General features: G+C 68.8%; 30 protein-coding genes. 5 read left to right on the top strand and 25 right to left on the bottom strand.

Translation table 11 applies throughout. The features are described 5' to 3' along the window. Positions 1-179 precede the first annotated feature (179 nt). The gene (locus KGD87_RS01430) at positions 180-404 is read left to right on the top strand and encodes a hypothetical protein (RefSeq protein ID WP_013939036.1); all 225 of its coding nucleotides are present in this window, start codon (positions 180-182) and stop codon (positions 402-404) included. A gap of 170 nt (positions 405-574) precedes the next feature. On the opposite strand, the gene KGD87_RS01425 is transcribed toward KGD87_RS01430, so the two are convergent. After that, a complete protein-coding gene (locus tag KGD87_RS01425) occupies positions 575-1081 on the bottom strand; it encodes a tetratricopeptide repeat protein (RefSeq protein ID WP_284665786.1) in 507 nt (168 codons plus the stop codon). A gap of 59 nt (positions 1082-1140) precedes the next feature. Next, on the bottom strand, positions 1141-2304 hold the full coding sequence (locus tag KGD87_RS01420) for a DUF1521 domain-containing protein (RefSeq protein WP_284665785.1): 1164 nt from the start codon (positions 2302-2304) through the stop codon (positions 1141-1143). Between the two features lie 268 nt (positions 2305-2572). Here KGD87_RS01420 and KGD87_RS01415 point away from each other — a divergent pair, with 268 nt between their 5' ends. Continuing rightward, complete coding sequence (locus KGD87_RS01415; protein WP_013939036.1) at positions 2573-2797, top strand: hypothetical protein; 225 nt, start codon at positions 2573-2575, stop codon at positions 2795-2797. A 179-nt stretch (positions 2798-2976) separates the two neighbouring features. Here KGD87_RS01415 and KGD87_RS01410 read toward each other — a convergent pair whose 3' ends face one another. The 23 genes from KGD87_RS01410 to KGD87_RS01300 form a co-directional block, all read right to left on the bottom strand. Then, positions 2977-3354, bottom strand: coding sequence for a hypothetical protein (locus KGD87_RS01410; RefSeq protein ID WP_284665784.1), 378 nt, complete (start codon positions 3352-3354; stop codon positions 2977-2979). A 99-nt stretch (positions 3355-3453) separates the two neighbouring features. Continuing rightward, positions 3454-4038 (bottom strand): hypothetical protein, encoded by a 585-nt coding sequence (locus KGD87_RS01405; protein ID WP_284665783.1) that lies wholly within the window; start codon positions 4036-4038, stop codon positions 3454-3456. A 93-nt stretch (positions 4039-4131) separates the two neighbouring features. Then, a complete protein-coding gene (locus KGD87_RS01400) occupies positions 4132-4608 on the bottom strand; it encodes a SycD/LcrH family type III secretion system chaperone (RefSeq protein ID WP_163786263.1) in 477 nt (158 codons plus the stop codon). 4 nt (positions 4609-4612) lie between these two features. Further along, positions 4613-5092 (bottom strand): hypothetical protein, encoded by a 480-nt coding sequence (locus KGD87_RS01395; protein WP_284665782.1) that lies wholly within the window; start codon positions 5090-5092, stop codon positions 4613-4615. A 47-nt stretch (positions 5093-5139) separates the two neighbouring features. After that, positions 5140-5424 carry an EscU/YscU/HrcU family type III secretion system export apparatus switch protein gene (locus KGD87_RS01390; RefSeq protein ID WP_011552525.1) on the bottom strand — a complete coding sequence of 95 codons (285 nt, stop codon included), beginning with the start codon at positions 5422-5424 and terminating at the stop codon, positions 5140-5142. Then, positions 5417-6490: a type III secretion system export apparatus subunit SctU gene (gene sctU, locus KGD87_RS01385; protein ID WP_284665781.1), complete on the bottom strand. Its 1074-nt coding sequence runs from the start codon at positions 6488-6490 to the stop codon at positions 5417-5419. Before sctU ends, KGD87_RS01390 begins: the two co-directional genes overlap by 8 nt. Positions 6491-6512: 22 nt before the next feature. Beyond that, on the bottom strand, positions 6513-7331 hold the full coding sequence (locus tag KGD87_RS01380; RefSeq protein ID WP_284665780.1) for a flagellar biosynthetic protein FliR: 819 nt from the start codon (positions 7329-7331) through the stop codon (positions 6513-6515). Then, positions 7328-7591: a flagellar biosynthesis protein FliQ gene (gene fliQ, locus KGD87_RS01375; protein ID WP_163786267.1), complete on the bottom strand. Its 264-nt coding sequence runs from the start codon at positions 7589-7591 to the stop codon at positions 7328-7330. Before fliQ ends, KGD87_RS01380 begins: the two co-directional genes overlap by 4 nt. A gap of 12 nt (positions 7592-7603) precedes the next feature. Beyond that, the gene (sctR, locus tag KGD87_RS01370; protein WP_284665779.1) at positions 7604-8428 is read right to left on the bottom strand and encodes a type III secretion system export apparatus subunit SctR; all 825 of its coding nucleotides are present in this window, start codon (positions 8426-8428) and stop codon (positions 7604-7606) included. An 11-nt stretch (positions 8429-8439) separates the two neighbouring features. Continuing rightward, entirely contained in the window at positions 8440-9144 is a 705-nt protein-coding gene (locus KGD87_RS01365) for a flagellar biosynthetic protein FliO (RefSeq protein WP_284665778.1), read from the bottom strand. Positions 9145-9262: 118 nt separating this feature from the next. Then, entirely contained in the window at positions 9263-10657 is a 1395-nt protein-coding gene (sctQ, locus tag KGD87_RS01360; protein ID WP_284665777.1) for a type III secretion system cytoplasmic ring protein SctQ, read from the bottom strand. After that, on the bottom strand, positions 10654-11565 hold the full coding sequence (locus KGD87_RS01355; protein WP_284665776.1) for a flagellar hook-length control protein FliK: 912 nt from the start codon (positions 11563-11565) through the stop codon (positions 10654-10656). Before KGD87_RS01355 ends, sctQ begins: the two co-directional genes overlap by 4 nt. A gap of 33 nt (positions 11566-11598) precedes the next feature. Further along, positions 11599-12087, bottom strand: a complete 489-nt coding sequence (locus KGD87_RS01350) for a flagellar assembly protein FliH (protein WP_163786642.1) — start codon at positions 12085-12087, stop codon at positions 11599-11601. 54 nt (positions 12088-12141) lie between these two features. Continuing rightward, entirely contained in the window at positions 12142-13455 is a 1314-nt protein-coding gene (sctN, locus tag KGD87_RS01345; RefSeq protein WP_284665775.1) for a type III secretion system ATPase SctN, read from the bottom strand. 24 nt (positions 13456-13479) lie between these two features. Further along, on the bottom strand, positions 13480-14151 hold the full coding sequence (locus KGD87_RS01340; RefSeq protein WP_163786644.1) for a FliH/SctL family protein: 672 nt from the start codon (positions 14149-14151) through the stop codon (positions 13480-13482). 24 nt (positions 14152-14175) lie between these two features. Further along, on the bottom strand, positions 14176-16479 hold the full coding sequence (locus tag KGD87_RS01335; RefSeq protein ID WP_284665774.1) for a hypothetical protein: 2304 nt from the start codon (positions 16477-16479) through the stop codon (positions 14176-14178). A 71-nt stretch (positions 16480-16550) separates the two neighbouring features. Continuing rightward, positions 16551-17369: a type III secretion protein gene (locus KGD87_RS01330; protein WP_284665773.1), complete on the bottom strand. Its 819-nt coding sequence runs from the start codon at positions 17367-17369 to the stop codon at positions 16551-16553. Between the two features lie 114 nt (positions 17370-17483). Continuing rightward, positions 17484-18029, bottom strand: a complete 546-nt coding sequence (locus KGD87_RS01325; protein WP_255207991.1) for an EscF/YscF/HrpA family type III secretion system needle major subunit — start codon at positions 18027-18029, stop codon at positions 17484-17486. Further along, complete coding sequence (locus KGD87_RS01320; protein WP_163779338.1) at positions 17923-18759, bottom strand: sigma-70 family RNA polymerase sigma factor; 837 nt, start codon at positions 18757-18759, stop codon at positions 17923-17925. The genes KGD87_RS01325 and KGD87_RS01320 overlap by 107 nt, the downstream gene beginning before the upstream one ends. Positions 18760-18766: 7 nt before the next feature. Continuing rightward, positions 18767-19162, bottom strand: a complete 396-nt coding sequence (locus KGD87_RS01315; protein ID WP_163779340.1) for a hypothetical protein — start codon at positions 19160-19162, stop codon at positions 18767-18769. A gap of 16 nt (positions 19163-19178) precedes the next feature. Next, the gene (locus KGD87_RS01310) at positions 19179-19610 is read right to left on the bottom strand and encodes a tetratricopeptide repeat protein (RefSeq protein ID WP_013939015.1); all 432 of its coding nucleotides are present in this window, start codon (positions 19608-19610) and stop codon (positions 19179-19181) included. A 30-nt stretch (positions 19611-19640) separates the two neighbouring features. Beyond that, entirely contained in the window at positions 19641-20210 is a 570-nt protein-coding gene (locus KGD87_RS01305) for a hypothetical protein (RefSeq protein ID WP_163779344.1), read from the bottom strand. 138 nt (positions 20211-20348) lie between these two features. Next, positions 20349-20624, bottom strand: a complete 276-nt coding sequence (locus KGD87_RS01300; RefSeq protein ID WP_026113931.1) for a hypothetical protein — start codon at positions 20622-20624, stop codon at positions 20349-20351. A gap of 264 nt (positions 20625-20888) precedes the next feature. On the opposite strand from KGD87_RS01300, the gene KGD87_RS01295 reads away from it, so the two are divergent. The 3 genes from KGD87_RS01295 to KGD87_RS01285 all read left to right on the top strand — a co-directional run bounded on the left by KGD87_RS01295 (position 20889) and on the right by KGD87_RS01285 (position 22993). Beyond that, positions 20889-21509 carry an RNA-binding protein gene (locus tag KGD87_RS01295; protein WP_284665772.1) on the top strand — a complete coding sequence of 207 codons (621 nt, stop codon included), beginning with the start codon at positions 20889-20891 and terminating at the stop codon, positions 21507-21509. A 246-nt stretch (positions 21510-21755) separates the two neighbouring features. Then, the gene (locus tag KGD87_RS01290) at positions 21756-22253 is read left to right on the top strand and encodes a GbsR/MarR family transcriptional regulator (RefSeq protein WP_284665771.1); all 498 of its coding nucleotides are present in this window, start codon (positions 21756-21758) and stop codon (positions 22251-22253) included. After that, on the top strand, positions 22250-22993 hold the full coding sequence (locus tag KGD87_RS01285; RefSeq protein WP_163779351.1) for an ABC transporter ATP-binding protein: 744 nt from the start codon (positions 22250-22252) through the stop codon (positions 22991-22993). The genes KGD87_RS01290 and KGD87_RS01285 overlap by 4 nt, the downstream gene beginning before the upstream one ends. Position 22994: the final 1 nt, after the last annotated feature.

Below are 22994 nucleotides of genomic sequence, written 5' to 3'. Positions count from 1 at the left end.
GTTATCGGCGCTTCCACCAAAACGGTGCGCCGCTTCGGTAGCGATATTCCCGCAGCCGCCGAGAAAAAATGGATCAGAAAATGGGGAGGAAACTTCTGCCCCCCTTTCCCCCATAATCCTTTTGTAAGCAGCGCCGCCGCAAACCACCCGCTTCCCAAGCTTCTTTACTGGAGAACGCCATGACCACCGCCACCACCGCCGCCGCCGCCGCCACGAAGGCCCTCGGAGCCAGCCAGGGTCTCTCCGCCCTCGAGCAGAAGTCCCTCTCCGGCCTGACGGGTCCGGACCGTGATCGCGCCGAGGCGCAGCTGATGCTCCAGAAGCAGCAGGAGGCCACCGCCTTCGTGGCCAACCTGATGAAGAAGCTCAACGAGATCGCGATGTCCGTCATCGGCAAGATCTAATCCTGCCGCTGTAACGCGACTCTCGGAGCCGGCTTCCCTCACGGGATGCCGGCTCCTTGCTTTTGCGGGCTCGTGCGACGCACCCGAAACGACGAAGCCCGGACTGCGCGACGACTCGCGCGGCCCGGGCCTGGTGTGTGTCGTGACGGGAGGGGGCATGCCCCCGGGGCCTACCGGGTCTTCTTCACCTGGTCGGCCTGCTGCTTCAGGGTGAGCAGCGTCGCGTGGGCGCGCTGCGTGGCACGGCGCTTGAGGCCCGCGTCCAGCTGGATGGCCTTGCTGAGGTCCGCGAGCGCCTCGGGGACATTGCCCCGGCGCAGGTGGATTTCGCCCCGGCCGACCAGCGCGTCCACGTGGCCGTCGTTGAACTGGAGCGCCAGCCGGAAGGCGTCGAACGCCTCGTCGAAGCGCTCCAGCGTCATGAAGGTCGCCCCGAGCTGCGCGTGAAAGACGGCGTCGGTGGGCGAGGCGGCCACGAGGCCCTGGAAGATTTGAAGGGCCTGCTGCGAGCTACCCACCTGGAGGAGCTGATAGGCCTTGTCCGCCCAGGCGTAGAGCTGCGTGTGGGAGAGGTTGAGGAACTGCCCCAGAGTGATTTCGCCGCGGATCACCGCCTCGGCGAGGACTTCCGGGACGACGACCTTCTCTTCTTCACCCCTGGGGGCGGAGTCGCTCACGACTACCTCGAGGAGGGCCAGGCAGTCCCCCACCTGGCCCGATGAAGTACGTCCAGCGGCTAGAACGACTGGGGACCGCGGAAGCGGACCATATCATTCAGCTTGGACAGCTTCTCCAGCGTCCCGAACATGTCACCCAGCGCCTTGAAGGACTGGGTCAGTCCGGACTTGTGCTGGTTCTTGTCGTAGGCGCCGAAGAGGTCGTCCGCCTTGCGGAACGGGTTGAAGCCGTTCGCCTGGGTGTTCTTGAGCTGGTCGAACACCTTGCTGAGGGAGTCGAACGTCTCGTTCAGCTTGTTCAGCTCGGGCTTGCCACTGCTCATGTCCCAGGGCAGCGGCTTCACCTGGGGCAGGCTGGTGTTCATGTCCCAGTTCTGGGCCACCTCACCCGCCGCGGGGGCGTCCGCCGCCGCCGAGTAGTTGAAGGCCATGGTGCGCGGCGCGGTGATGACGGCCTCGCCCACCTTGTGCACGTCACCGCCGTTCTCGTGGCCGACAATCTCCTTGCCGTGGAACGTCCAGTCGGCCGCGTTCTGCCCCATGTGGAAGACGTCCGCGGACTGGTTCGAGTGGAAGCGGACGACCTCGTCCATGCCGGTGTTGGTGACCTTGCCGACCTTGCCCTTGCCCTTGTCGATGTCCGTCACGCGCACGTGGCTGTCGCCATAGACGACGTCCAGCTGGCCCGTCACCGTCATGCCGTTGCCCCAGGGCTTGCAGGAGCAGTTGATGCGGGTGCCGTCGCCCAGGACGAAGGACGTGTCGCGCTTGAAGTCGAACTTGCCGCCGTCGCTCTCGTCGACGTGCGGATCACCCCAGACGCGGGTGTTGTTGCCGTCCGGCCCCGTCACGCGCCACTCGAACTGGCCCAGCTGCTCAATGGTGTAGCCGCCCGGGGTGGTGATCTTCCCGCCGTCGTCCACCTTCAGGGAGTTCGCCTCGCGCACCGCGTCCAGGGGGTTGGGACGCTCGGCGGGGAAGGCGGCGTTGGTGCCCGTCGCACCCGCCTGCTTCGTGGAGGCCGCGGCCTGGGACATCTGATCCACCGCCTTGCCGGCGACGCCCACCGCCTTGCCCGCCAGGTCAACGGCCTTCTCCACCAGGTTCAGCGTGGACTCGATGAGCTGCGCGTTGCGCGCAATCGTCGAGGTGTTGACGTTGCCCACGCCCTGCGTCGTGGTGAGCTGCCGGTTACCGCCAACTCCGCCGATGCCGTTCGACATATTCGGTGCTCCCTGAGGAGGGGGGAAATGTTCGATGCTGCTTCACCGTGATTTTCGGTGTTTCGCGCTGGGAGTTTCGCCTCGGTGCGTCGCTTTTCTCAATAAGAGGCATGGGCGGGCCACGCGGGGCGGGGACCCCTCTTGCCAGGGTGGGAAAAAGAATCAGAAAATCCCGAGGAAACTTCCGCCCCCCTTTCCCCCATAATCCTTTTGTAAGCAGCGCCGCCGCAAACCACCCGCTTCCCAAACTTCTTTACTGGAGAACGCCATGACCACCGCCACCACCGCCGCCGCCGCCGCCACGAAGGCCCTCGGAGCCAGCCAGGGTCTCTCCGCCCTCGAGCAGAAGTCCCTCTCCGGCCTGACGGGTCCGGACCGTGATCGCGCCGAGGCGCAGCTGATGCTCCAGAAGCAGCAGGAGGCCACCGCCTTCGTGGCCAACCTGATGAAGAAGCTCAACGAGATCGCGATGTCCGTCATCGGCAAGATCTAATCCTGCCGCTGTAACGCGACTCTCGGAGCCGGCTTCCCTCACGGGATGCCGGCTCCTTGCTTTTGCGGGCTCGAACGGGCCTCACCCCCCGCGTCCCTGCCCCAAGCACCCCGCAAAGCAAAACCGCCGCCCCGGTCAGAGACCCGGGCGGCGGCTTCAAGGACAGGCGTGCGGCGGGGCTACTCGCCCCACATGTCCTTGATGAGCTCCTTGCGGCGGCTCATCAGCTTCCCGAAGAAGTTGTCGTCCCGCATCTTCTGGAACATGGCGTTCGTCTCGTGCTTCTTCGTCGTCGACTCGGCGTGCGACTTGACCTCGTCGGCGGAGGCGTTCGGGTTGCTCTGGAGGAAGGACTCCATCTCACCCTGGACCTTCTGCTTCACCGTGTCGATCCGGCCCTCGCCCAGGTACTGGAGGCTGCCCTTGATCTCCGGCTCGTTCATCCGGTCCACGGCGGAGTTCAGCACGCCCTCCCACGCCTGCTTCTGGGCCTCGGGGGTCGTCGTCGTCGACTTGCGCGCCGCGGCGGACGCGTTGTTCGAAATCTTGGTGGTCACGGGGAAAGCTCCTCGGAAGAAAAGAACGTCTCGAGGGAGTTATCGTCGGCGCCAGGCCCCAAGTTGCGTCCCTGTGGGCCAGGCGCCGACGCGGTGAGCCTAGCCCTTGAGCTTGCCCAGGCTGGGGTTCTTCATCCAGGCCTTGAAGGACTCCAGGTCCTTCTGCTCGGCCTTGACGTCCGGCGGCGCGGCCGGCGGAGGCGGCACGTCACCCGTCAGCGACGCGTGCTTCTTGCTGCTCGTCTCAAAGGCGTCCTTCGCGCCCCCCGGGCCGGCGGGGGCCTTGGGCGCGGCGGCCGGAGCCGCCGTGGCGGCGGGCGCGGCGGCGGCGGCCGCCTCTTCGGTGGCGAAGCCGCGGGCGTTCAGGTACGCCTGCATCCACTCCACGGACTCCACCAGCACGGGCGGCATGTTGGCCAGGGCCGGCGTCTTCGTCGCCTCGTTCAGGTGGCGGGTAAAGGCGTCCTTCACGTCCTGGTAGAGCTGGAAGCTCAGCGAAGCACCGGGCTTGGTGTTGCCCAGCAGCGCGGACATCTTCCGCATCACCTGCTGCAGCGTGCCCGTCGCCGACTTCGCCTGGTTCTCCAGTTCGGTGACGAGCCGCTCGCGCTTGGCGACCAGTTCGGGCGGGGCCTCTGGAGGCATCTGGGCGGGCACGCGCGGATCAGGATTCGGGTTCGACATGTCAACGACCTCCCTGACGACGAAGAATTGAGCGGCGGGCAGCCTACCAGACTCCCCGGAAGAACAGTCGATTCCGGATGTGAAATGCGCCCCTCAGCGGCGGCTCAGGGCGGAGATCATGGCCGCCGCCTTGCGCACCACGGGGTCATCCCCCGGCTGCATCGCCGCCGCCCGGCGCAGATCCTCCAGCGCCTGGGGCTTCTGGCCCATGGCCAGCTTCACTTCCGCGCGCCCCACGTACACGGACGGGTCATGCGGCGTCAGCTTGGCGGCCACGTCGAAGGCCGCCAGCGCCCCCTGCCCGTTTCCAGCCGCCATCTCCACCACGCCCAGGGCCTTGGCGAAGTAGGCGTCCGTCGGGTTGACGGCGTACAGGCCCTGGAAGAGCGTGCGCGCCTCGCTCACCCGGCCTTGATAGAAGAAGTAATAGGCCGTCTTGGCGATGGCGTAGAGCTCTTCGTCCGAGTAGCCACGCACGTCCCGCAGCGTGGCCCTGCCATCCGCCCAGCGCTGCAGCAGCGTGTCCAGCTTCGCCTCGTCCTTCGGATCATCCGGGTCCAGGACCGCCATGACGCTAGTAGCCCTCGTCCTTCTGCGCGTCCCACATGCGGCGGATGATCTCCTTCGTCTCCTCGTTCACCTGGTCCACCAGGGAGAGCATGGCGGACTCGCGGTGCAGCAGCGCCTTGAGCCGCTCCAGCCGGTCCGGGGCCGCCTTCACCTTGCCCAGGCCCCGCTCCAGCATCCGGCGCTGGTCCTCGTGCCCCCGGCCCGCCACGCTGGACAGGTGGGGCCGGTCACTGAAGCCCTCCAGGTCCGCCTCATGACCGCCGGGGTGCGGCGGCAGCGGCAGGCGGAGCTCCTCCGAGGAGTGCGCCGGCCCGATGAAGTCCAGCAGCGCCGAGGACGCGAGCGCCGGGTTCTTCGGGTTGCCCGTCTTGCGGAGCTTCTTCCGGTCGACCTGCGCCGGGTCGACGAGCCGCTCACGGACGCTGCGGGGACCACCCCAGGGCCACAGGGCGGTATTCGGAGGCGGATTGTTGATTCTGGCCATCGTGATACCGAACCTCACTCCAGATGGGTGGGGGACGTCCAGCCCCCCTAGCGCCTGGCGGCCGCGGCCGCCTGCTCGCGTTGCAGCTCGTAGACGAAGTTCAGAACCTCGGCCACGGCGTCATACAGCTCCTCGGGGACCTCCTGGCCCACCTCCACGCGGTAGAGGGCATTGGCCAGGTTCACGTTCCGCATGAGCGGGATGTTGTGCTCCCGGGCAATCTCACGAATCTTCTCCGCCTTGAGCCGCATGCCCTTGGCCACCACGCGCGGCGCGCCGTCCTTCTCCTTGTCGTACTTCAACGCGATGGCGATTTCGGCGTCGTCACTCATGGGAGGCCTCCTGGCCGGACTTCAGGCCGTAGACGAAGTTGAGGACCTCGGCGACCGCGTCGTACAGCTCCTCCGGGACTTCGTGCCCCACCTCCACCCGCAGCAGGGCGTGGGCCAGGGGCACGTTGCGCAGCGTGGGCACGTCCTGCTCGCGGGCAATGGCCTTGATGCGCTCGGCCTTGAAGTCGATGCCCCGGGCCAGCACGCGCGGCGCGCCGTCCTTCTCCCGGTCGTACTTGAGGGCCACCGCCACGTGGTCCGGATTGGTGACGATGACGTCGGCCTCGCGCACGGCCTCCATCTGCGCGCCTTCCATGATCTCCTGGTGCAGCTCCTTGCGCTTGGCCTTGTGGTGCGGGTCGCCCTCGCTCTGCTTGTACTCCTTCTTCACCTCCTCCTTCGTCATCATCATGTCCTTCATGAAGGACTTGCGCTGCCACCAGACGTCGAAGACGCCGAAGAGGACGAAGAGGAGCGCCACCCGCGTGGCGACGCGCGTCACCAACTCCCCCATGATGGCCATGATGCCGCGCGTGTCCTGCCGCACCGCTTCGGCCACCATGGGCATGGAGTCCCGCACCACACCGTAGACGACGTAGGCGGTGACGGTGATTTTGAGGAGGTTCTTCAGCAGCTCAACAATCGCCTTCTTGTTGAACAGGTTCTTCATGCCCTGGATGGGGTTGAGCTTCTCCATCTTCGGCATCAGCGGGTCCATGGTGAAGAGCGACCCCACCTGGAGGTACTCCAGCAGTCCGCCGACAATGGCCCCACCCGCCAGCACCGGCAGTGACACCACCACCACGGCGCGCACGCCCAGGTAGAGCAGCTGCCCGGTGGCCACCGAAAGGTCCACCGGGTTCGTCAGGTGGTCGAAGGAGAACTGGAAGAGCGACGTCAGCTCCGTCTCCAGCATGTCCCAGCTGCCCTTGACCGCGGCCAGCCCCACCACGAGCACGCCCACGCCGCTGAGGTCCTTGCTCTTCCAGACCTGCCCCTTCTTGCGTGAGTCATCCAGCTTCTTCTGGGATGGCTCTTCTGTTTTTTCGCCGCTCTCGTCCGACATGGCGCGTCCCGGATGAAGAGGCTCAGGACAAGAGCCGCAGGGCCTGGTTGAGGGTCCGCAGCATGACGACCATCTCCCCCTGCATGCGGTCTATCAAGGCGCCGAGCACCAGGAAGACGAGCAGCACGCTCACCAGGGGCTTGACGGACATGGAGATGAAGAACACCTGGATTTGCGGCGCCACGCGGTTGATGGCGCCCAGCGCCACGTCCGTGAGGAAGGTCGCCAGCATCGCCGGAGCGGCCAGCGACAGGCTCACCCGGAGCAGGTCCGCGAACACGCGAATCATCAAGTCGAAGAAGGGCCACGGCCCGTCGTGGAAGCGCGGGAAGCCGTCCAGCGGCACCGCCACCAGGCTGTCCGCCAGCGCTTCGATGACCAGGTGGTGCCCGTTCAGCGTGAGGAACAGCACCACCGCCAGCTGCACCTTGAAGTTGGAGAACAGCGTCACCTGCTGCCCGAGCTGGGGCACGTACAGCTGCGCGTTGTTGCTGCCGGACATGGTGTCCACCAGGTTGCCAGCCACGCGCGCCGCCTCGAAGAGCGTGTTGACGACGAAGGCGATGGTGAAGCCAATGAACACCTCCTTCGCCATCAGCGCGATGTACGGCATGGCGCTCAGGGGGATGGACGTCACCGAGCCTGCGATGAGGGGATAGAGGACGATGGAGAGCGTCAGCCCGACGCCCATCTTCAGCTCGGTGGGGACCACCTCGCCGCCCAGGAAGGGGCTGAAGATGAGGACGGGCATCACCCGGCACATCACCAGCGCCACCGTGAAGATGACGGCCGAGACGTTGGCCCGGGTGCCCAGCTCCGCGACGAGGTCCGCGACGTTCATTTGATGAGGACGGGGAACCTGTCGAAGACGTGGAAGGTGAAGCGCACCAGCTGGCTTCCAATCCAGGGCCCCGCCAACGCGAGGACGCCGAACACGGCGATGACCTTCGGCGCGAAGGTGAGCGTCTGCTCCTGAATCTGCGTGGTGGCCTGGAACAGGGAGATGATGAACCCCACCAACAGGCTCATCAGCACCGGCGGCGCCGACGCGACGAGCACCAGGAACAGGGCCTCCTGGGTGATGAACGTGAGCTGATTCATGGAGCCCTCTTCCTACAGGTAGCCGACGACCAGGCCCTTGGCGATGAGATACCAGCCGTCCACGAGCACGAACAGCAGCAGCTTGAACGGCATGGAGATGGTGGTCGGCGACAACATGTGCATGCCGAGCGCCAGCAGGATGTTGGCCACCACCATGTCGATGACGATGAATGGGACGAACAAGAGGAAGCCTATCTGGAAGGCCTCCTTGAGCTCGGACACCACGAAGGCCGGGATGATGACCATGAAGTCATTGTTCTCCACGGCGTCGCGGTCCTCGCCCTTGCGCATCTTCTTGGCGAGGTTGAAGAAGAGCGCCCGGTCCTTGGTGGTGACCTTCTTGATGAGCCACTCGCGCAGCGGCTCCTTGGACTTGTTGGCGGCGCCCAGCATGGAGCCCACCGTCTCCGAGGAGAACACGCCAGGGCCCTTGGCCCAGATGTCCAGGCCGGCCGCCCGGTACATCTGCTGCCCCACCGGGGCCATGATGTAGACGGTGAGGATGATGGCCAGGCCGGTGATGACCTGGGTCGGCGGAATCTGCTGCGTGCCCAGCGCCGAGCGGACGATGGAGAGCACCACCGAAATCTTCACGAAGCTGGTCGCCATCATCAGCGCGAAGGGCACCAGGCCCATGGCCGCGAGCGCCAGGATGAGGATGAGCGGGCGCGAGGCGAACGAGTCGCTGTTGACGGCCTCGTTGACCACCGAGTCGGGGATGGCCGCGCTCCCGCGCCGCTGAGCGAGCGCGGCGAATGGATGAACGGTGACCGCGGCCGCGAACAGCCAGGGCGGGACGCGCGGGAGACGGGGGCGGGCAGAGGAAGGGACGTTCACGGGCACGGTCGTCAGGAGCCGGGGGGCTGGGAAGGCGAGCCACCGCTGCGGCGGGAGAGGAGCTTCTGGAGGAATGGGCTCAGTGGAACTGCATTCGTCTGCGGGCGCTGCGCGCGGATGCGCTCCACCGCCTCCACATCCAGCTTCGACAACAGTTGCAAGCCGCCCTCGCCGCCGCCCAAAAGCAGGTAATCGTCCGCGGCCTTCACCACGAAGAGGCTGCGGCGCTGGTCCAGGGGCAGCCGCTCCACCACGGAGATCAGGGGCTGACGGCCCGCGGCCACCCCCTGGAGCCCCATCAGCTTGCGCAGGCCCACGTTCAGCGTGAGGTAGATGGACGCCACCACCACGCCCAGCACGAGCAGCGTGCGCACCAGCGTCCAGCCCAGGCTGTCCGTCTCCTCGGACTCCGGCAGGGTGTCTCCGGCCGCGCCGCTCCGGGCCGCCTTCGCGGACTCGCGAGCAGACAGCTCCGCGTCCAGGGCACGGTCCGCCTCCAGCAACTCGGCGTCGGCCTCCGAGCCCACACGCTCAGTGGCCGGCGCTGGCGTCGCGGGCGAAGCAACCGCTGGTGCCTGCTGGGACGGGGCAGGCGCCGACGCCTCGGGAGGCGCCACCGGCTTCACGGTGGGTGCGACCGGCGCGGACGTGGACGGAGCCTGGGCCATGACGGCGGGCGGCGCGAACACCAGCGCGGCACCAAGCAACAGGCGCATGAGGGGGGGACGGAGGACTGCCATGGCTGGGCGCGAGGCTAGTGCATCGGCCGGAGGACCGCCACGGGCCCACGCCCGGCCGGCCGCTCCTGCTCGCCTGCCCTGCCCCGCCTGGGACTCAGCTCGCCAGGGTGATGATGCGCACGCCGAGCTGGCCTTCCAACTCCACCAGCTCACCCCGGGCCACCACCTTGCCGTTGACGGACAGCTCCACCGGCTCTCCCGGCCCCCGGCTCAGCTCGAGGACCTGACCGGTGCGCAGCCCCACCACCTGCTGCGCGGTGACAGGCACGCGCGCCAGCTCCACCGCAATCTGCAGGGGCACGTCTCCGAGCAGGTCGCTTCCGTCCGGCTTGCTCACATCGTCCAAGGCCGCCCCTTCCAGTGCCGGAGGCATGTCCAACTCCGGGTTCGTGAAGTCCTCTTCTTCATCCCCAGGCTCCTCGTCCGCGGTGCCCGGGTGGCCCGGCGCTCCTTGAACGAAGTCGGTGATGCGCGCCTGGTAGCGCCCGTCCTCGCCGACGAACACCTCCGCCTCGGCCCACCCCTCCGTCCCCTTCCCTACCCGCAGCCGCGCGGTGCCCGCCTCGCCCTTGTCCGGGCGCGCCGATAGCGCGTCCAACAGCAGCACGTCCTTCACCCGCAGGCTCGCCAGGTCCTGGCCGGAAATCTCCGCCGAGCCAATCTCCGCGCGCAGCCAGCTGCGCACCGCCGACAGGCGGCTCGCGAAGGCCTCCAGGTCCGCCTTCCCCCGGGCCCGCCGCTGCGCGCTCTCCACCGCGGGCTCGGCCGCGTCCAGCACCGCCGCGGGCACCACCAGCCGCACCATGCCGCTGTGCGGCCCCAGCGTCGCATGCAGGTGGACCGCCAGCATGGGGCCGTCATCCCCCAGCCGCGCGGAGACCTCGTCCACGCCCCGCGCCACGCCGTCCAGCCGGGGGCGCGGCACCGCCGCCTGCAGCCCTGGCACCAGCAGCTTGAGTCCCTCCAGGACGACGTAGGCCATCACGCCCTCCTCGATGTCCGTCAGCGGCCGCAGGCCCACCGTCTCCCCGGCGCCGCCCAGCAGCAGGTCCACCGCCACGTGCGCCAGCGCGAGCTCCACCTCCAGCACGGCCCGGCCCTGGAGCGCCCCGGGCGCGAGCACCGCCAGGAAGGTGGGGTCCCCCAGGAAGCGCCGCAGCTCCGCCATGGGCCGCACCTGGACGGACTCCACCGTCAGGCGCACCTCCGCGTCGAACACCTCCTTGAGCCGGGCCGCCACGGCCACCGCCGTGCCCTCCGCGGGCGTCAGCCACCGCAAGCGCTCCGCGAGCAGCCCCTGGGCCCGGGAGACCTTCTCCAGGTTCCTGAAAGCGAAGGGCCGCCAGCGCCGCTCCTGGCTGGCGGTGGGCTCCTCGGAGGCAGGGGACTCCTGTGGCGGCTCCTGACGCGAAGGCCGGAGCTGGCGCAGGTCCACCAGCATCGTGCGCTCATGGACGCCCGGTCCTTCTTCCTCGGATTCGAGACTCATGCCTTCGCCTCGAAGCGGACGTCTTCAAGCCGGAGCCCGCGGCCACTGAGCGCGGACCGCAGTCCCTCGCTGGCCCCTTCGAGCTGCTTGAGCACCTCGCGGTTGCTGCCGCTGAAGGTGGCCGAAATCTTCCCGTTCCGGGCGCTGACCTTGATGGACAGGCCGCTGAGCACGTCGCCCCGCAAATCAATCTGGAACTCCGCGTTGCCCGCGGCGTTGGTGCCCACGCGGACGCGGTCGACAATCTTCTGTGCAATCTCGGTGGCCAGGGCCCGCAGGCGCTCCGAGCCCGCGGTGTCCTTGGGCTTGGCCACGGGCACCGGCGCCATCAGCGCGGGGTTGAAGCGGAAGCCAGGGGCCATGGCCTCCGCCCCGCCTTCCTTCTTGTCCTTGCCGCCGCCGCCCTTGCCGCCACCAGCATCCGCGTTCGCCCGGATGGCGGCCCCCCGCTCGGAGCTGACCTGACCCAGGGAAGACTCCGCCTTGCCCAGGTCCTTCTCCCGGCTATCGGAGGTCCGCTTTTCGTCGGTGCGCCGGGCATCCCGGGAGTCCGCCGCGCGCGAGCCGCCACGGGCCTCCGCGGCCATGCCCTGGGCCTGGGCCTGGGCTTGCGGCTGGGCCAGCTCCTTCATGCCGGGCTGCTGCTCCTGCTGCACCCGCTCACCAAACGTCTTGCCCTGCTGCGTGGCCCGCGCGAGCACGGCACGCGCCAGCCCCCCCTGCTGCTGCTGGGGCTGCGCGGGCACCGAGCCCGGCGACGGGGGCGGCTGCTGGGACTGCTGCATCAGCCGCTGGAAGGCGGAAGCCCCCTCCTGGCGCTTCTTGGCCTGACCCTCGGCGAGCTTCTTCTCCTGGAGGAGGCGCTCGGCCATGCGCGCTGCTTCGCGGTCGTCGTCAACTCGGCTCATGGCGTCATTCCAGGGGGATGGGGAGGGCGCAGGTTACTTGCGCTGGCGCGCCAGGAACAAGGCGTTGCCAATCTCCTCCTGGTTCAGTTCCTCACGCTGCTGTCGCTCGTACTTCACCTGCTTCTGCCAATTCTCTCGGTGCTTCTCGATGGCCTTCAGCTCCTTCGCCGCCTCGGCCATCTCCCGCCGGCGCTGCTCCACCAGCCGTTCGGCCACCTTGACGGCCTCCCGCTGGCGCTCCACCTCCAGCGCCACCTGCGCCTCTTCGTCCTTCAGGCGCTCCTCGAAGCGGTTCATCATGTTCATGCCGTTGATGCCGGCACCCTTGAACATGACCTCCTTCAGGTAGGCGGCCACCTTCGCCTTGCGCTCGCGCTTGCGTTGCTCCAACTCGTCGATGAGACGCTGGAGCTCCGCCTTCTCCTTCTCCAGCGCCTTGATGGCGGAGGAAAAGGCCTGCTCCGCCTCTTCCTTGGCCCGGGCGCGCATGTCCTGCAGGGCCTGCAACCGGTACGGGGGCATGTTGGCCCCATCCTAACCCGGAATCCCCGCCGCGCAGCACCCCTGGCCGGCGCCTTACTCGTCGAACAGGGCGATCAGCTGCTCCACCGTCTCCTCGAATCCGGAGTTGGAGTGGGTGTCCTGCTTGAGGAAGTCGATGATGGCGTCGTACTTGTCGATGGCCTGATCCGTGCGGGGATCCGTCCCGTACTGGTAGGCCCCCAGGAGGATGAGGTCGCGCTGCTTCTCATACGTGGAGAGCAACTCGCGCAGCCGGCCCGCCGCCTTCTTGTGGTCCTTGGAGACGATGCCGCTCATCACACGGCTGAGGCTGGCGAGCACGTCCATGGCCGGCCACTGGTTGCGCTCACCCAGGGCACGGTTGAGGATGAAGTGACCGTCGAGAATACCGCGGACCTCGTCGGCGATGGGCTCTTCCATGTCACCGCCGGCCACGAGGCAGGTGTAGATGGCGGTGCACTTGCCCTTCTCCGAGTTGCCCGTGCGCTCCAGGATGCGCGGCAGCATGGAGAACACGCTCGGCGGGTAACCTTGACGGGCCGGGGGCTCACCCACGGCGAGACCAATCTCACGCTGGGCACGCGCCAGACGCGTCACCGTGTCCAGCATGAAGAGCACGTTGCCGCCGCGCTCGCGGAAGTACTCGGCGATGGCCGTGGCCACGTAGGCCGCGCGCAGACGCACGAGGCTGGGCTGGTCGGAGGTGGCGCACACCAGCACGGAGCGCTTCATGCCCTCCTCGCCCATGGCGTCTTCGATGAACTCGCGGACTTCGCGGCCACGCTCGCCGATGAGCGCCACCACGCAGAGGTCCGCTTTCGTGTTCCGGGCAATCTGCCCCATCAGCGTGGACTTGCCGACGCCGGAGCCGGCGAAGAGGCCCACGCGCTGGCCCTCCCCCACCGTGAGCAGCCCGTCGATGCAGCGCACGCCCAGGGGCAGTGGCCGCTCGATGCGCTGGCGGGTGAAGGGGTCCGGGCAGTCACGGTCCACGGACCAGTCGATGAGGCCCTCTTCTGGCAACGGGTGGCCGTCCATGGGCTCGCCGATGCCGTTGAGCACGCGGCCCAGCAGGGCCTCTCCGCACTTGATGCTCAGCGGCTTGCCGGTGGGGATGACCTCGCTGTCCGGACCGATGCCGTACAGCTCGCCCAGGGGCATGAGCATCACCTCATCCCCCTGGAAGCCCACCACCTCCGCCTTCACCGCGCCGCGGTTGCGGCTCTTGATGAGCACCAGCTCGCCCACGCGGACGTTGGGCACGCTGGCCTTGATGATGAGGCCCGTCAGCTCGGTGACGCGGCCGCGCACGCGCACGACCTGGGCTTCCTTGATGAGGTCGAAGTACCGCGAGAGGTCAATGGCCATGGGCGTGTCCCTTGACGCTCCGGCTCACGCCGGCCCTTCCTTGCGCGCGGTGTCCGGCAACAGGATGTTCTGGAGCATCTCCAACTGCGTGGGCAGCTGGGCGTCCACCGTGCCGAACTCCGTCTGGACGATGCAGCCCACGGGGGCCACCTCGGGGTCCTCCTTGATGGCCAGGTCCACCGCGCGGCCAATGAGCTCCATCAGGACGGGCTTCTTCGCGCGGAGCACGGCGGCCGTCTTCGGGTGGACCCGCAGAATCATGGAGCGGGCGCTGCGCAGGTTTTCAATGGCCACCGCGCACAGCTCCACCATCAGCTCCGGGTCCTTCTCCAGGCTCCGGCCGATGATCTTCTCCGCCATCTTGAGTGACAGCGCGATGACGTCCTGCTCGTGGCCGCTCAGCACCTCCCCCGCCTGCATCTTCGCGCGGAGGATGATTTCGGTGGCCTGCGCCAGGCCCTCCTGCCGGCCCTGCTCACGCGTCTTGGCGAGGAGCTCCTCGCGCTCACGCTGCGCCTCCGCGAGGATGCGCTCCTTCTCGCGCTGCGCCTCCTCCAGGATGGCCGACGCGCCCTGACGGGCCTCGAAGACCTCGGCGTTCATCACCCCCGCGCGGGGAGGCCGCAGCACGGGGCGCTCGGGCGCGTGCGCCGGCTCCGCCGTCCCATCACCTCGAATCACCTTGCCGATCGCCATGGGCCGCTCCTTGCGGGCCCGATGCTAGCGCGTTCCGCCCTTGGGTCCACGTCCCCCCGCACCAGGAGGCACAGGACGGTCGGTACCCGACGGAGAGCGGGGACGTCGCTGGACGGCGGTCCCCTCGCTCCGGGGCTTGGGCATGGGCGCCAGGGCCGGCGAGGTGATGGCCCGCCCCACCAGCACCCGGGGGGGACGCTCCGGCGCCGGCTCCGCCTCGGGGGGCCTGGCCCGGCCGCCTCCCTGGGCACCGGACGAGCGTGAGCGGAACACCCGGGAGACCTCCGAGTCCTCCCGGTCCGGGTCCGCCGCCCGGAGCTTCATCCGAGCGGCCCGAGGCGGCTCCTCCGCCGGGCGCTGCTGCCCCCGGGGCTCGACGCGGGAGCGCTCATCCGCGGGGCGCGCCTGGACTCGGGAGCCCTCGGCCACGCGGGAGCGCTCATCCGCGGGGCGCGCCTGGACTCGGGAGCCCTCGGCCACGCGAGAGCGCTCGTCCGCGGGGCGCGCCTGGACTCGGGAGCCCTCGGCCACGCGGGAGCGCTCATCCGCGGGGCGGGCGTGGACGCGGGAGCCCTCGGCCACGCGGGAGCGCTCATCCGCGGGGCGCGCCTGGACTCGGGAGCCCTCGGCCACGCGAGAGCGCTCGTCTGGAACGCTGGCATGGACCCGCGAGCCCTCAGCCACGCGGGAGCGCTCGCCCTGGCCCCCAGCCTGAACCCTCGAGCCCTCGGCCACCCGGGAACGCTCATCCTGGCCCGCGGCGTGGACCCGCGAACCCTCGGCCACGCGGGAGCGCTCTTCCGGCGGACGCGCGTGCACCCGGGAGCCCTCGGCGGCGCGCGCTCGCTCACGCTCGGACAGCGCGTCGGGGTCCTGGGGGCGAGGCCGGGCGCCGCGCTGTCCCAGCCGCGAAGGCGGCGGCCCGATGCGCGCGCCCTCTGGATCCGCCCGAGGCGGGCGCGTATCGGGCCCCTCACCCTCACGACGAGCCCCCGCGCCGCCCGCGTTCGCGGGCTCACGCCGGGCCGGCATCCGCTGCACCGCGGCGCCATCCTGCCGCTTCGCGGGCGCGGCCACGCGGGACGGCTCACGCGAGGACAACACGCCCGCGTTCCGCGCCGCCCGCTCCGCCATGAAGTCCCGCCGGACCGGTGGTGCTCCGGCCCCCTGGCGAGCCGCCCCCGGGGCCTTTCCCCGAGCCGGCGGACGCGCCGGCACCTCCCGCCCGGCACCCGGCGCCCCAGCGGCCGCGGCCCCACCAGGCGCGGCCCCACCAGGAGCCGCCGCCTTGGCCGCGGGTGGCGCCGCCGCCGCGGCCGCCTTCCGGGCTCCCGGAGGCGGAGGAAGCACCGCGGACTGACGCGGCGGAGGCGGTGTCGCCAGGCGAACCGGCCGCTCGATGAGGCCACGCGTGGCCAGCCGCTCCAGGTCCATCACGATGTCGGTCCGGCCGCCGTCGCCCCGCGCGGTGGGACGCACGCGCTCCTCGCGCACCCACTTCGCCAGCAAGCTTCCGAACTCACCGCGGTACTTCTCCAGCATGCGCGCGGCGAACTCCGGGGACTGCGCCACACACGCGCGCGCCAGGCGCTGAGCCCCCGCGCTGCGCAGCGCCACCGCGGGCCGCGTCAGGCCCTCGTGCGGCTCCAGCTGCGCCCGGGCGTCCTCCTCCGGCAACTTGCGCGGAGCGTTGGCCGCCACGGCCTTGGTGGCCAGCAGCTTCAGGTCCGGCGGCAGCTGCTCCAGCATGGCCTCGCGCTCCGCGTCCGGGAGGCCCGCCAGCGCCGGCCCCAGCACGCGCGCGCCCAACCGGTCGCACATGGTGAGCAGCTCCCGCTGCTGGAGCTGGAGCACGTCCGCGAACTTGAAGCCCGCGGCCTGCTGGCCCGCGACCTCGCGCGCGAGCAGCTCCTCCAGCTTCCACCGGACGATGTCCAGGACCTGCGGCCGGACCTCGCGGGTCAGCTTCACGCGCGAGGGCGGCAGATGCGCGCGCACCGCCTCCGCCAACGTGCCCGGCAGCGCGCGCAGCACCACTTCCACCAACGCGCCCCGCTCACGTTGCAGCAGCGCGGCCAGCCGCTCCGGCTCGGCGCTCCAGAGCTGCCCCCGGCGGTCCTTCACCAGCCGCTTGATTTCCTGCACCAGCGCGGGGATGCGCTTCTCGCGCGGAATCTGAAGCAGCTCCTGCGCGCGATGACGCAGGAGCGCCCCCTCCTCTTCGGGAAGGTGCTCCAAGGCGCCGAGGCTCTCCTGGCCGCAGAACGTCACGGCCGTCAGGAGCAGCATGCTCTGGCGCTTGTTGAGCGAGGTGAAGAACGAATCCAAACGTCACCTCTCGGGCCCCACGGACGCCCGCTGGGAGAGGGAGGGAAGCCCCACCGTGAGGGGCGGTGACGTCAGGCCTCGGGAGGACGACCGCGGGCACGCGCGCCAGTGCGCGTGGCCGGGGCGCTGCTGGAGCCGCCGCGCATGAAGGTCCACATCGTCAGGCCCAGCATCGCCAGCACCAGCACGAAGGCGCCCGCGAACATCACCTTGAACTGGCTGGCGCTGGACGCCGTCATGCGCAGCCCCAGCACGTCCTGCAGGCGGCTCTCCGAGTCCGTCTCCGCCGACGGCGGCAGGGCCTGCGTCATCAGCACCGTCACCGCGCTGGCCTTCAGCTCCGGCACCGCGGTGGCCGCGAACTGCTGCACCACGGCGGTTTCGATGGGCGGCCTGCCCCCCTCGCCCGGGCGGTACTTGATGAACACCGACGCGGACGGCATCGGCTTGTTCTCCGGCTGCGCGAGGTCGTTGTTCTCCGGAATCATCACGATGGCGCGCGCTTCCAGCACGCCATCAATCTGATTCAGCGCATTGGAGACCTCGCCGCCCATCGCCTTGAGGAGCATGGCGCGCTCCTCCGTCGCGGTGGGCACCATGCTGCCCTTGGAGAAGTGGGCCAGGCCCTTCTCCACCGGCCGCGGCAGCGAGTTGAGCTTGAGCAGCTCCGCCGCCTGCGCGGCATCCGCCTTGGGCACGGTGATCATGAACCGCACCTCGTTGCCGCCTTCTTCCTTCTCCTTCTTGGCGGTGATGCCGTTCTTGCTGAGCAGGACGTAGATTTCGTTGGCGTCCGCTTCGCTCAGCGCGTGCTGGAGTTCGATGTGGCAGCCCGTCAGGAAGAGGAGGGCAAGAAGCGAGGCGGCAAACGCGTGCGGTCGGCGAATCATGGGCGGGTCGGAGCTTACTAGGCCCCCGGAAAACGCGGAAGGGCGCCCCCTCCCGCTCGTAGAGGGAGGGACCGCCCTTCTCAAGGCCGCGTCGCCGGGGAGCCGGGGTTGGGCCTACACCTGGGTCTTGACGACGTCCTTCAGGCCGGTGGTCGCCTTCTCCACGACCTTGCTCGTCAGGTCCAGCTGCTGCGTGTACTGGTACATGGAGGCCTGGAGCGACAGCAGCTCCGCGTTGGAGAACGCCTTGCCGCTGGAGGCCTGCTTGATGATGTGCTCCAGGTTGACCTGGCCCTTCTCCAGGTCACCGACGATCTGCGTCATCATGTCGCCCGCCTTGGACGACTTGGACGCCTCCGCCTTGGCCACCACGGGCTCGGCCGCCTTGGTCGTCACCGACTCCTGGGCACCGTGCACCTTGTTGAGGGCGGCCTTCTCCGTCTTGGTGACGCTCTCCACCTGACGCACGGCATCCGTGCGCTGGGTGGCCTGCGCCGCCTGGGCCTTGTTCACCTGCTGGGCCGCGTCCACCTGACCGGCGCCCTGCGCCTTGTCAGCGAGAACTCCGTCGAACTTCGACGCGCCCTGCTTGTTCGTCTGCTGAGCGCCCTGATCCTGCAGCTTCTGCTGGGCGACCTGCGCCGCGGAGACTCCGGCCATCGGACCCGCCATGTGAGACCCTCCTTGCATCCATCGGAGAAGGAGGAAGCTCCTCCTCCTCGTTCAAGAGTTCCTTGAGCCGGTCGATTGCTCGCGCATGCAGCCGCGACGCCCAGCTCTTCGACTGTCCTATCTCCGCTCCCGCCTCTTCCAGCGTCCTGCCCTGGAAGTAGTACCCCATCAGGAGCTTGCGCTCCTTCTCCGGGAGCTTCTCGATCGCCGCCCGCACCCGCGTCTTCAGCTGCTCCTGCTCCATCCGGATGTCGACGGGGAGCGACTCGTCGGTGTAACCCGTCGTGTCCGCGCCTTCGATGCTGCTGGCGAAGACCATCGCCAAGCCCGTCACCGCATCCGAGATGTCATTCACATCATCGTCGAATGAGCTGCCGCGGTTGCCTGCTCCGGCCTCACGATCCGAAAGATTTCCCAGATACGCCGCCGCCCGCTCTCCCACATAGGCGCCGCGGGCGTCCGAACCGCGCAGCACGCCCATCTTCCGCAGCCCGTCGAAGATGGCGCCCTTGATGCGGTAGTGCGCGAAGGTGAGGAAGTTGGCCCCGACCTTCGGATCGAACCGCTCGGCGGCCTCCAGGAGGCCTATCTGACCGTAGGCCAGCAGTTCATCCAGCTCCAGCTGGGCATTGAACTGCTTGCGCACGGTCGCAGCCAGCGACCGGACGTAGGGGCCGTACTTCTCGAGGATGACCTGCCTGTCGTCGCCCAGAGCCAAGCGCCGCTCACTCGGCCTTAGACCACAGCCGCTCGAGGACCTGATTCAGCCGCGGATCATCCTGGAGCGCGTCTGCGATTTTGCTGGTGAGTGAAGAAGACTTCATTCGGAGCTTCTCCTTCAGGACTTCGGCGACCAGGGCCTGCGTCGCCTCTTCCTTGCTCTTGAAGCCCCCATTCTTCAGCTTCCGGGCAATGGCCACCGCCTGGGAGGCCACCGGATCCGCGGCCTGGGGGCCCTGGACATTGCTGGAGCCTACCAGACCCGAGGGCCCGACAAGAGACTCCGTCCGGTCCACCCGGCCACCAAAGCTGGCGCCACCCGCCGGAGCCGCGCCGGCAGGGCCCTTCGCGCCACCCGCGCGGCCCTTCCCACCGCCTCGTCCGACACCTCCGACAGCCATCGCCGTGACCTCCGTCCTACGTCTTCGCCGGAGGCAGGACTCCCGCCTCCTTGGCCTGGATGAGGGACTGCGCCAGGCGGGCACCGTCCCCGTCGGGATCCAGGTCCATGGCGGCCTTCAGCTCCTTGAGCGCCTCGGGAACCTTCCCCATGAACAGCAGCGCTTCGCCCGCATGCGCCCGCGGGAGCGCGGACTGCGGGGCCAGGCGCTGCGCGACGCGGTAGGCCTGCAGGGCCTTGTCATGACGGCCCTGCGAGAACTCCACCGCGCCCAGCGCCAACTGGGGCACCTCGCTCCGGGGCATCAGCGCGGCCGCCCCGGAGAAGATCTCCTTCGCCTTGTCGAAGTGGCCCATGTCGAGCCACAGATAACCGGCCTCCAGCAGGACCCTGGCCTGCTGGCGTCCGAGTGGGACGAGGCTGTTCGAAATCTCCGAGGTGTCCGCCATGCACGCTCCCTGGGGCGACGACGCCCGCGGTTAGCGGACGTTGCCGATGGAGTTCTTGATCGTATCGTTGCGCGACTTCATCACGTTCGAGATCGCGGTGAAAGTCTGCGACTCCTGCTGGATGGCGGCCTGCAGGTTCAGGAGCTTGGAGTTCTCCTCGGCCATCTTGTTCAGCGAGAAATTGCCATTGACGGTGTCCGTGGTGCTGCCGGAGCCCTGCGCACCCAGCCCCAGCGGCGAGCCGGAGCCGGCCACCGCGCCACCCAGGCCGCCGCCCGCGACGACACCGCCGCCGGCCGGCGCCACCGCGCCGCTCAGGTTGCCCGCCACCGCGGTGTTCATCACGCCCGCATACGGCGCGCCCATACCCGAGCCGCCCGTCGCGGAGAACGTGTGCATCGAGGAGACGGCGGCGGAGACAATCTGCCCGCCGGGAACCATGCCGGCCATCGCGCCCACACCCGTGCCCACGGCGCTGGCGGCGCTGTTGAGACCGTTGTGAAGCCGCGCGCCGAAACCGGTGTCCGGCGTCTGCCGCGCCGTCGTGACGTTGGTCGAGAGACGAACGTTCGGGCCCATCATGTTGTCGATCTTCGCCATTGCTTCCTCCAGGCGCTGCTTCCAGCGGAAAGGTCAGAGATCACCGATGCTCAGGATGCTCTCTCTTGCATTATCGGCGGGGGGCACCGCTGGTTGCCTGACCCCGGAAAAAAAGAGCCTCCCGGGGTAAAACCACCGTCATTTCCGGCCCTTGCCACCCTTGGACTCGGCGATCAGCCGCTCGCGGGTCTCCACCAGCATCTCCAGCAGCTCCTCCGCGCGGCCAATGGCGGCCTGGGCCTTCTTGCCCTGCTCCACCTTGGGGCCCTTGAGCTCGGTGAGGCCCGTCTTCACCCCATCGAAGAAGCCACGGACCTCTTCCACGGAGGCCGCCTCGAGCAGCGACTCGATGGCGGGAAACGAGGGCGCGGGGAGGTCCTGCGCGGTCTGGGACGGCTTGGCGGTCGGGGGCATCGCGGAGACGGTCTCCTGTCGGGCCACCAGCCAGGCTGGCCAGTGGGCGCTGGGCCCCCGACGGTAAGGGAAAGCCCCGCTGCCGACAAGGCGCTCTCCTCTTCCCACGACGCGCGCGGCCCCTGGACCACCGCCAGGAGAGCGAACGGCCATTCCAGCAGGGGGGTGGGCAAGCCCTGTCCGCTTCAACAAGCGCACCTAGGTTTCCTCCAACGGGGGACGTCGCAGCCCCCGCCCACTCACAACAACCACGGGAGCATTTCCATGAAGAAGCTCGTTGGCGTCTTCGCCACCATCGCCATGCTTGGAAGCGGTACCGCCCTGGCCAACAACGACGAGAACAAGCCAAAGGACTCGTCGGCGGCACAGGGTGGCTCCGGCCAGGTGGGTGAGACTGAAATCCAGAGGGACACCACCACCACCATCGAACGCGAGACGACCGCCACGCCCGCTGAGCCGGGCATGGGCGGCTCCGGCACCATGGGCCAGCAGGCCAACATGGGCCAGAAGGAGCTCAACGGCCGCGTGGTGAAGGCGGAGAGCGACAAGATCTTCGTCGACATGCAAGGCGCGGTGGTCCCCCTGGAAGTCGACCGCAGCACCACCTTCAGCGACCCGACCCTGAAGAAGGCCAAGGACCTGCGCCCTGGCCAGGAGATTCGCGCCAGCTACCAGGTGAAGGAGACCAAGAACATCGCCAAGAGCATCTCCCTGTCGGGCACGGGCGGCGCCGGTGACCCGGCGCTGACGCCCGACTCGTCCATCAACCAGGACAGCGACATGGGCGGCTCCGGCGTGGAGCAGCACGAAGGCACCGGCGGCGCGGGGGACGACAGCACCCTGAACCCGGACACGGGCTCCAACACCTCGCCCGACACGTACTGATGCCCCACCCACGGGCATGTCAGGACCGCACCCCATGATGGGGAACTCAGGGCCCGCAGCCACCACCCGGCTGTGGGCCCTGGCGCCATGCCGCGCGCGGACATCCGGCGCCGTCATGCCTGCATCAGCGTACAGTCCATTCAGTATTGACTGAACGAAGTCCGCCGCCTAAATGCCTGCCCACCGATCCGGCCGCCACGCGTCCCACCACGGGATGCCCGGCACGGCGAGGCGTGGAGCGCGGGCATGAAGGAGTTGGAGACCGCCGAGCACCGCTTCATCGAAGCGATGGGGCTGTACTTCGAGCGGCGGGGCGGCACGCGCATTGGCGGGCGCATCTATGCGCTGCTGATGCTCGCGGGCGAGCCCCTGTCGAACAAGCGAATCGCCGAGCTGCTCAAGGTGAGCGCGGCCTCGGTGTCCACCAACCTCCGCGCCTGCGCGGACATGGGTCTGGTGGAACCGACCACCGTTCCCGGAGACCGGCAGCACTACCACGTCATCCATTCCCAGGGCTGGGAGGGCAAGCTGCGCGTCGCGGAGGAGTCGCTGAGCGCCTTCGCCCGCATCTGCTCCGAAGCCCTCGCGGCTCCGCGCCTCGCTGGAAATCGCAGCTTGCGAGAAGCGTCCGCTTTCTGTGATTTCTACAAGGCCGAGCTGACAGGCATCGCCGAGCGGTGGCGCGCAGCGCATGCCCCCCGTCCGCCACGCCCCGACAAGACTTCGAAAGGACGTACCGCATGAATCCCACCGCTTCGCAGGCCTCCATCGTCTCCATCACGAACGTGACCAAGGACTACACCCTGGGGAAGGTGGTCGTCCCGGCGCTCCGGGGCGTGGACCTGGAGGTCCATGCCGGTGAGTTCATCTCCATCGCCGGGCCCTCCGGCAGCGGCAAGACGACGCTGCTCAACCTCATCGGGTGCGTGGACACCGCCACCGGCGGCGTGGTCCGGGTGGCCGGGCAGGACACCAAGCAGCTCACGGAGCGCCAGCTCACCAACCTGCGCCTCAACACCATTGGCTTCATCTTTCAAAGCTTCAACCTGGTGCAGGTGCTCAGCGTCTTCCAGAACGTGGAGTTCCCCCTGCTGCTCCAGCGCAAGCTGGACAAGGCCCAGCGCCGGGAGCGGGTGATGCAGCTCTTGGAGCAGGTGGGCCTGGCCAGCCACGCCAAACACCGGCCCAACGAGCTGTCCGGTGGCCAGCGCCAGCGCGTGGCCGTGGCGCGCGCGCTCGTCACGCGGCCCCAGCTGGTGCTCGCGGACGAGCCCACGGCCAACCTGGACTCGGTGACGGGCCAGAACATCATCGACCTGATGAAGGAGCTCAACCAGAAGGAGGGCACCACCTTCATCTTCTCCACGCACGACGCGAAGGTGATGAGCCACGCCAACGCCGTGGTGCGGCTGGCGGACGGCAAGTTCCTGGACCGCATCAGCGCCGCCGAGGCCAGCCGCGTCATGGCCGCTGGAGGCCACTGAC

It is taken from the genome of Myxococcus sp. SDU36 (assembly GCF_030168875.1).
GTDB lineage: Bacteria > Myxococcota > Myxococcia > Myxococcales > Myxococcaceae > Myxococcus > Myxococcus vastator.
The sequence above is the reverse complement of the archived record's forward strand: the minus strand, read 5'-3'. Positions and strand labels throughout refer to the sequence as shown.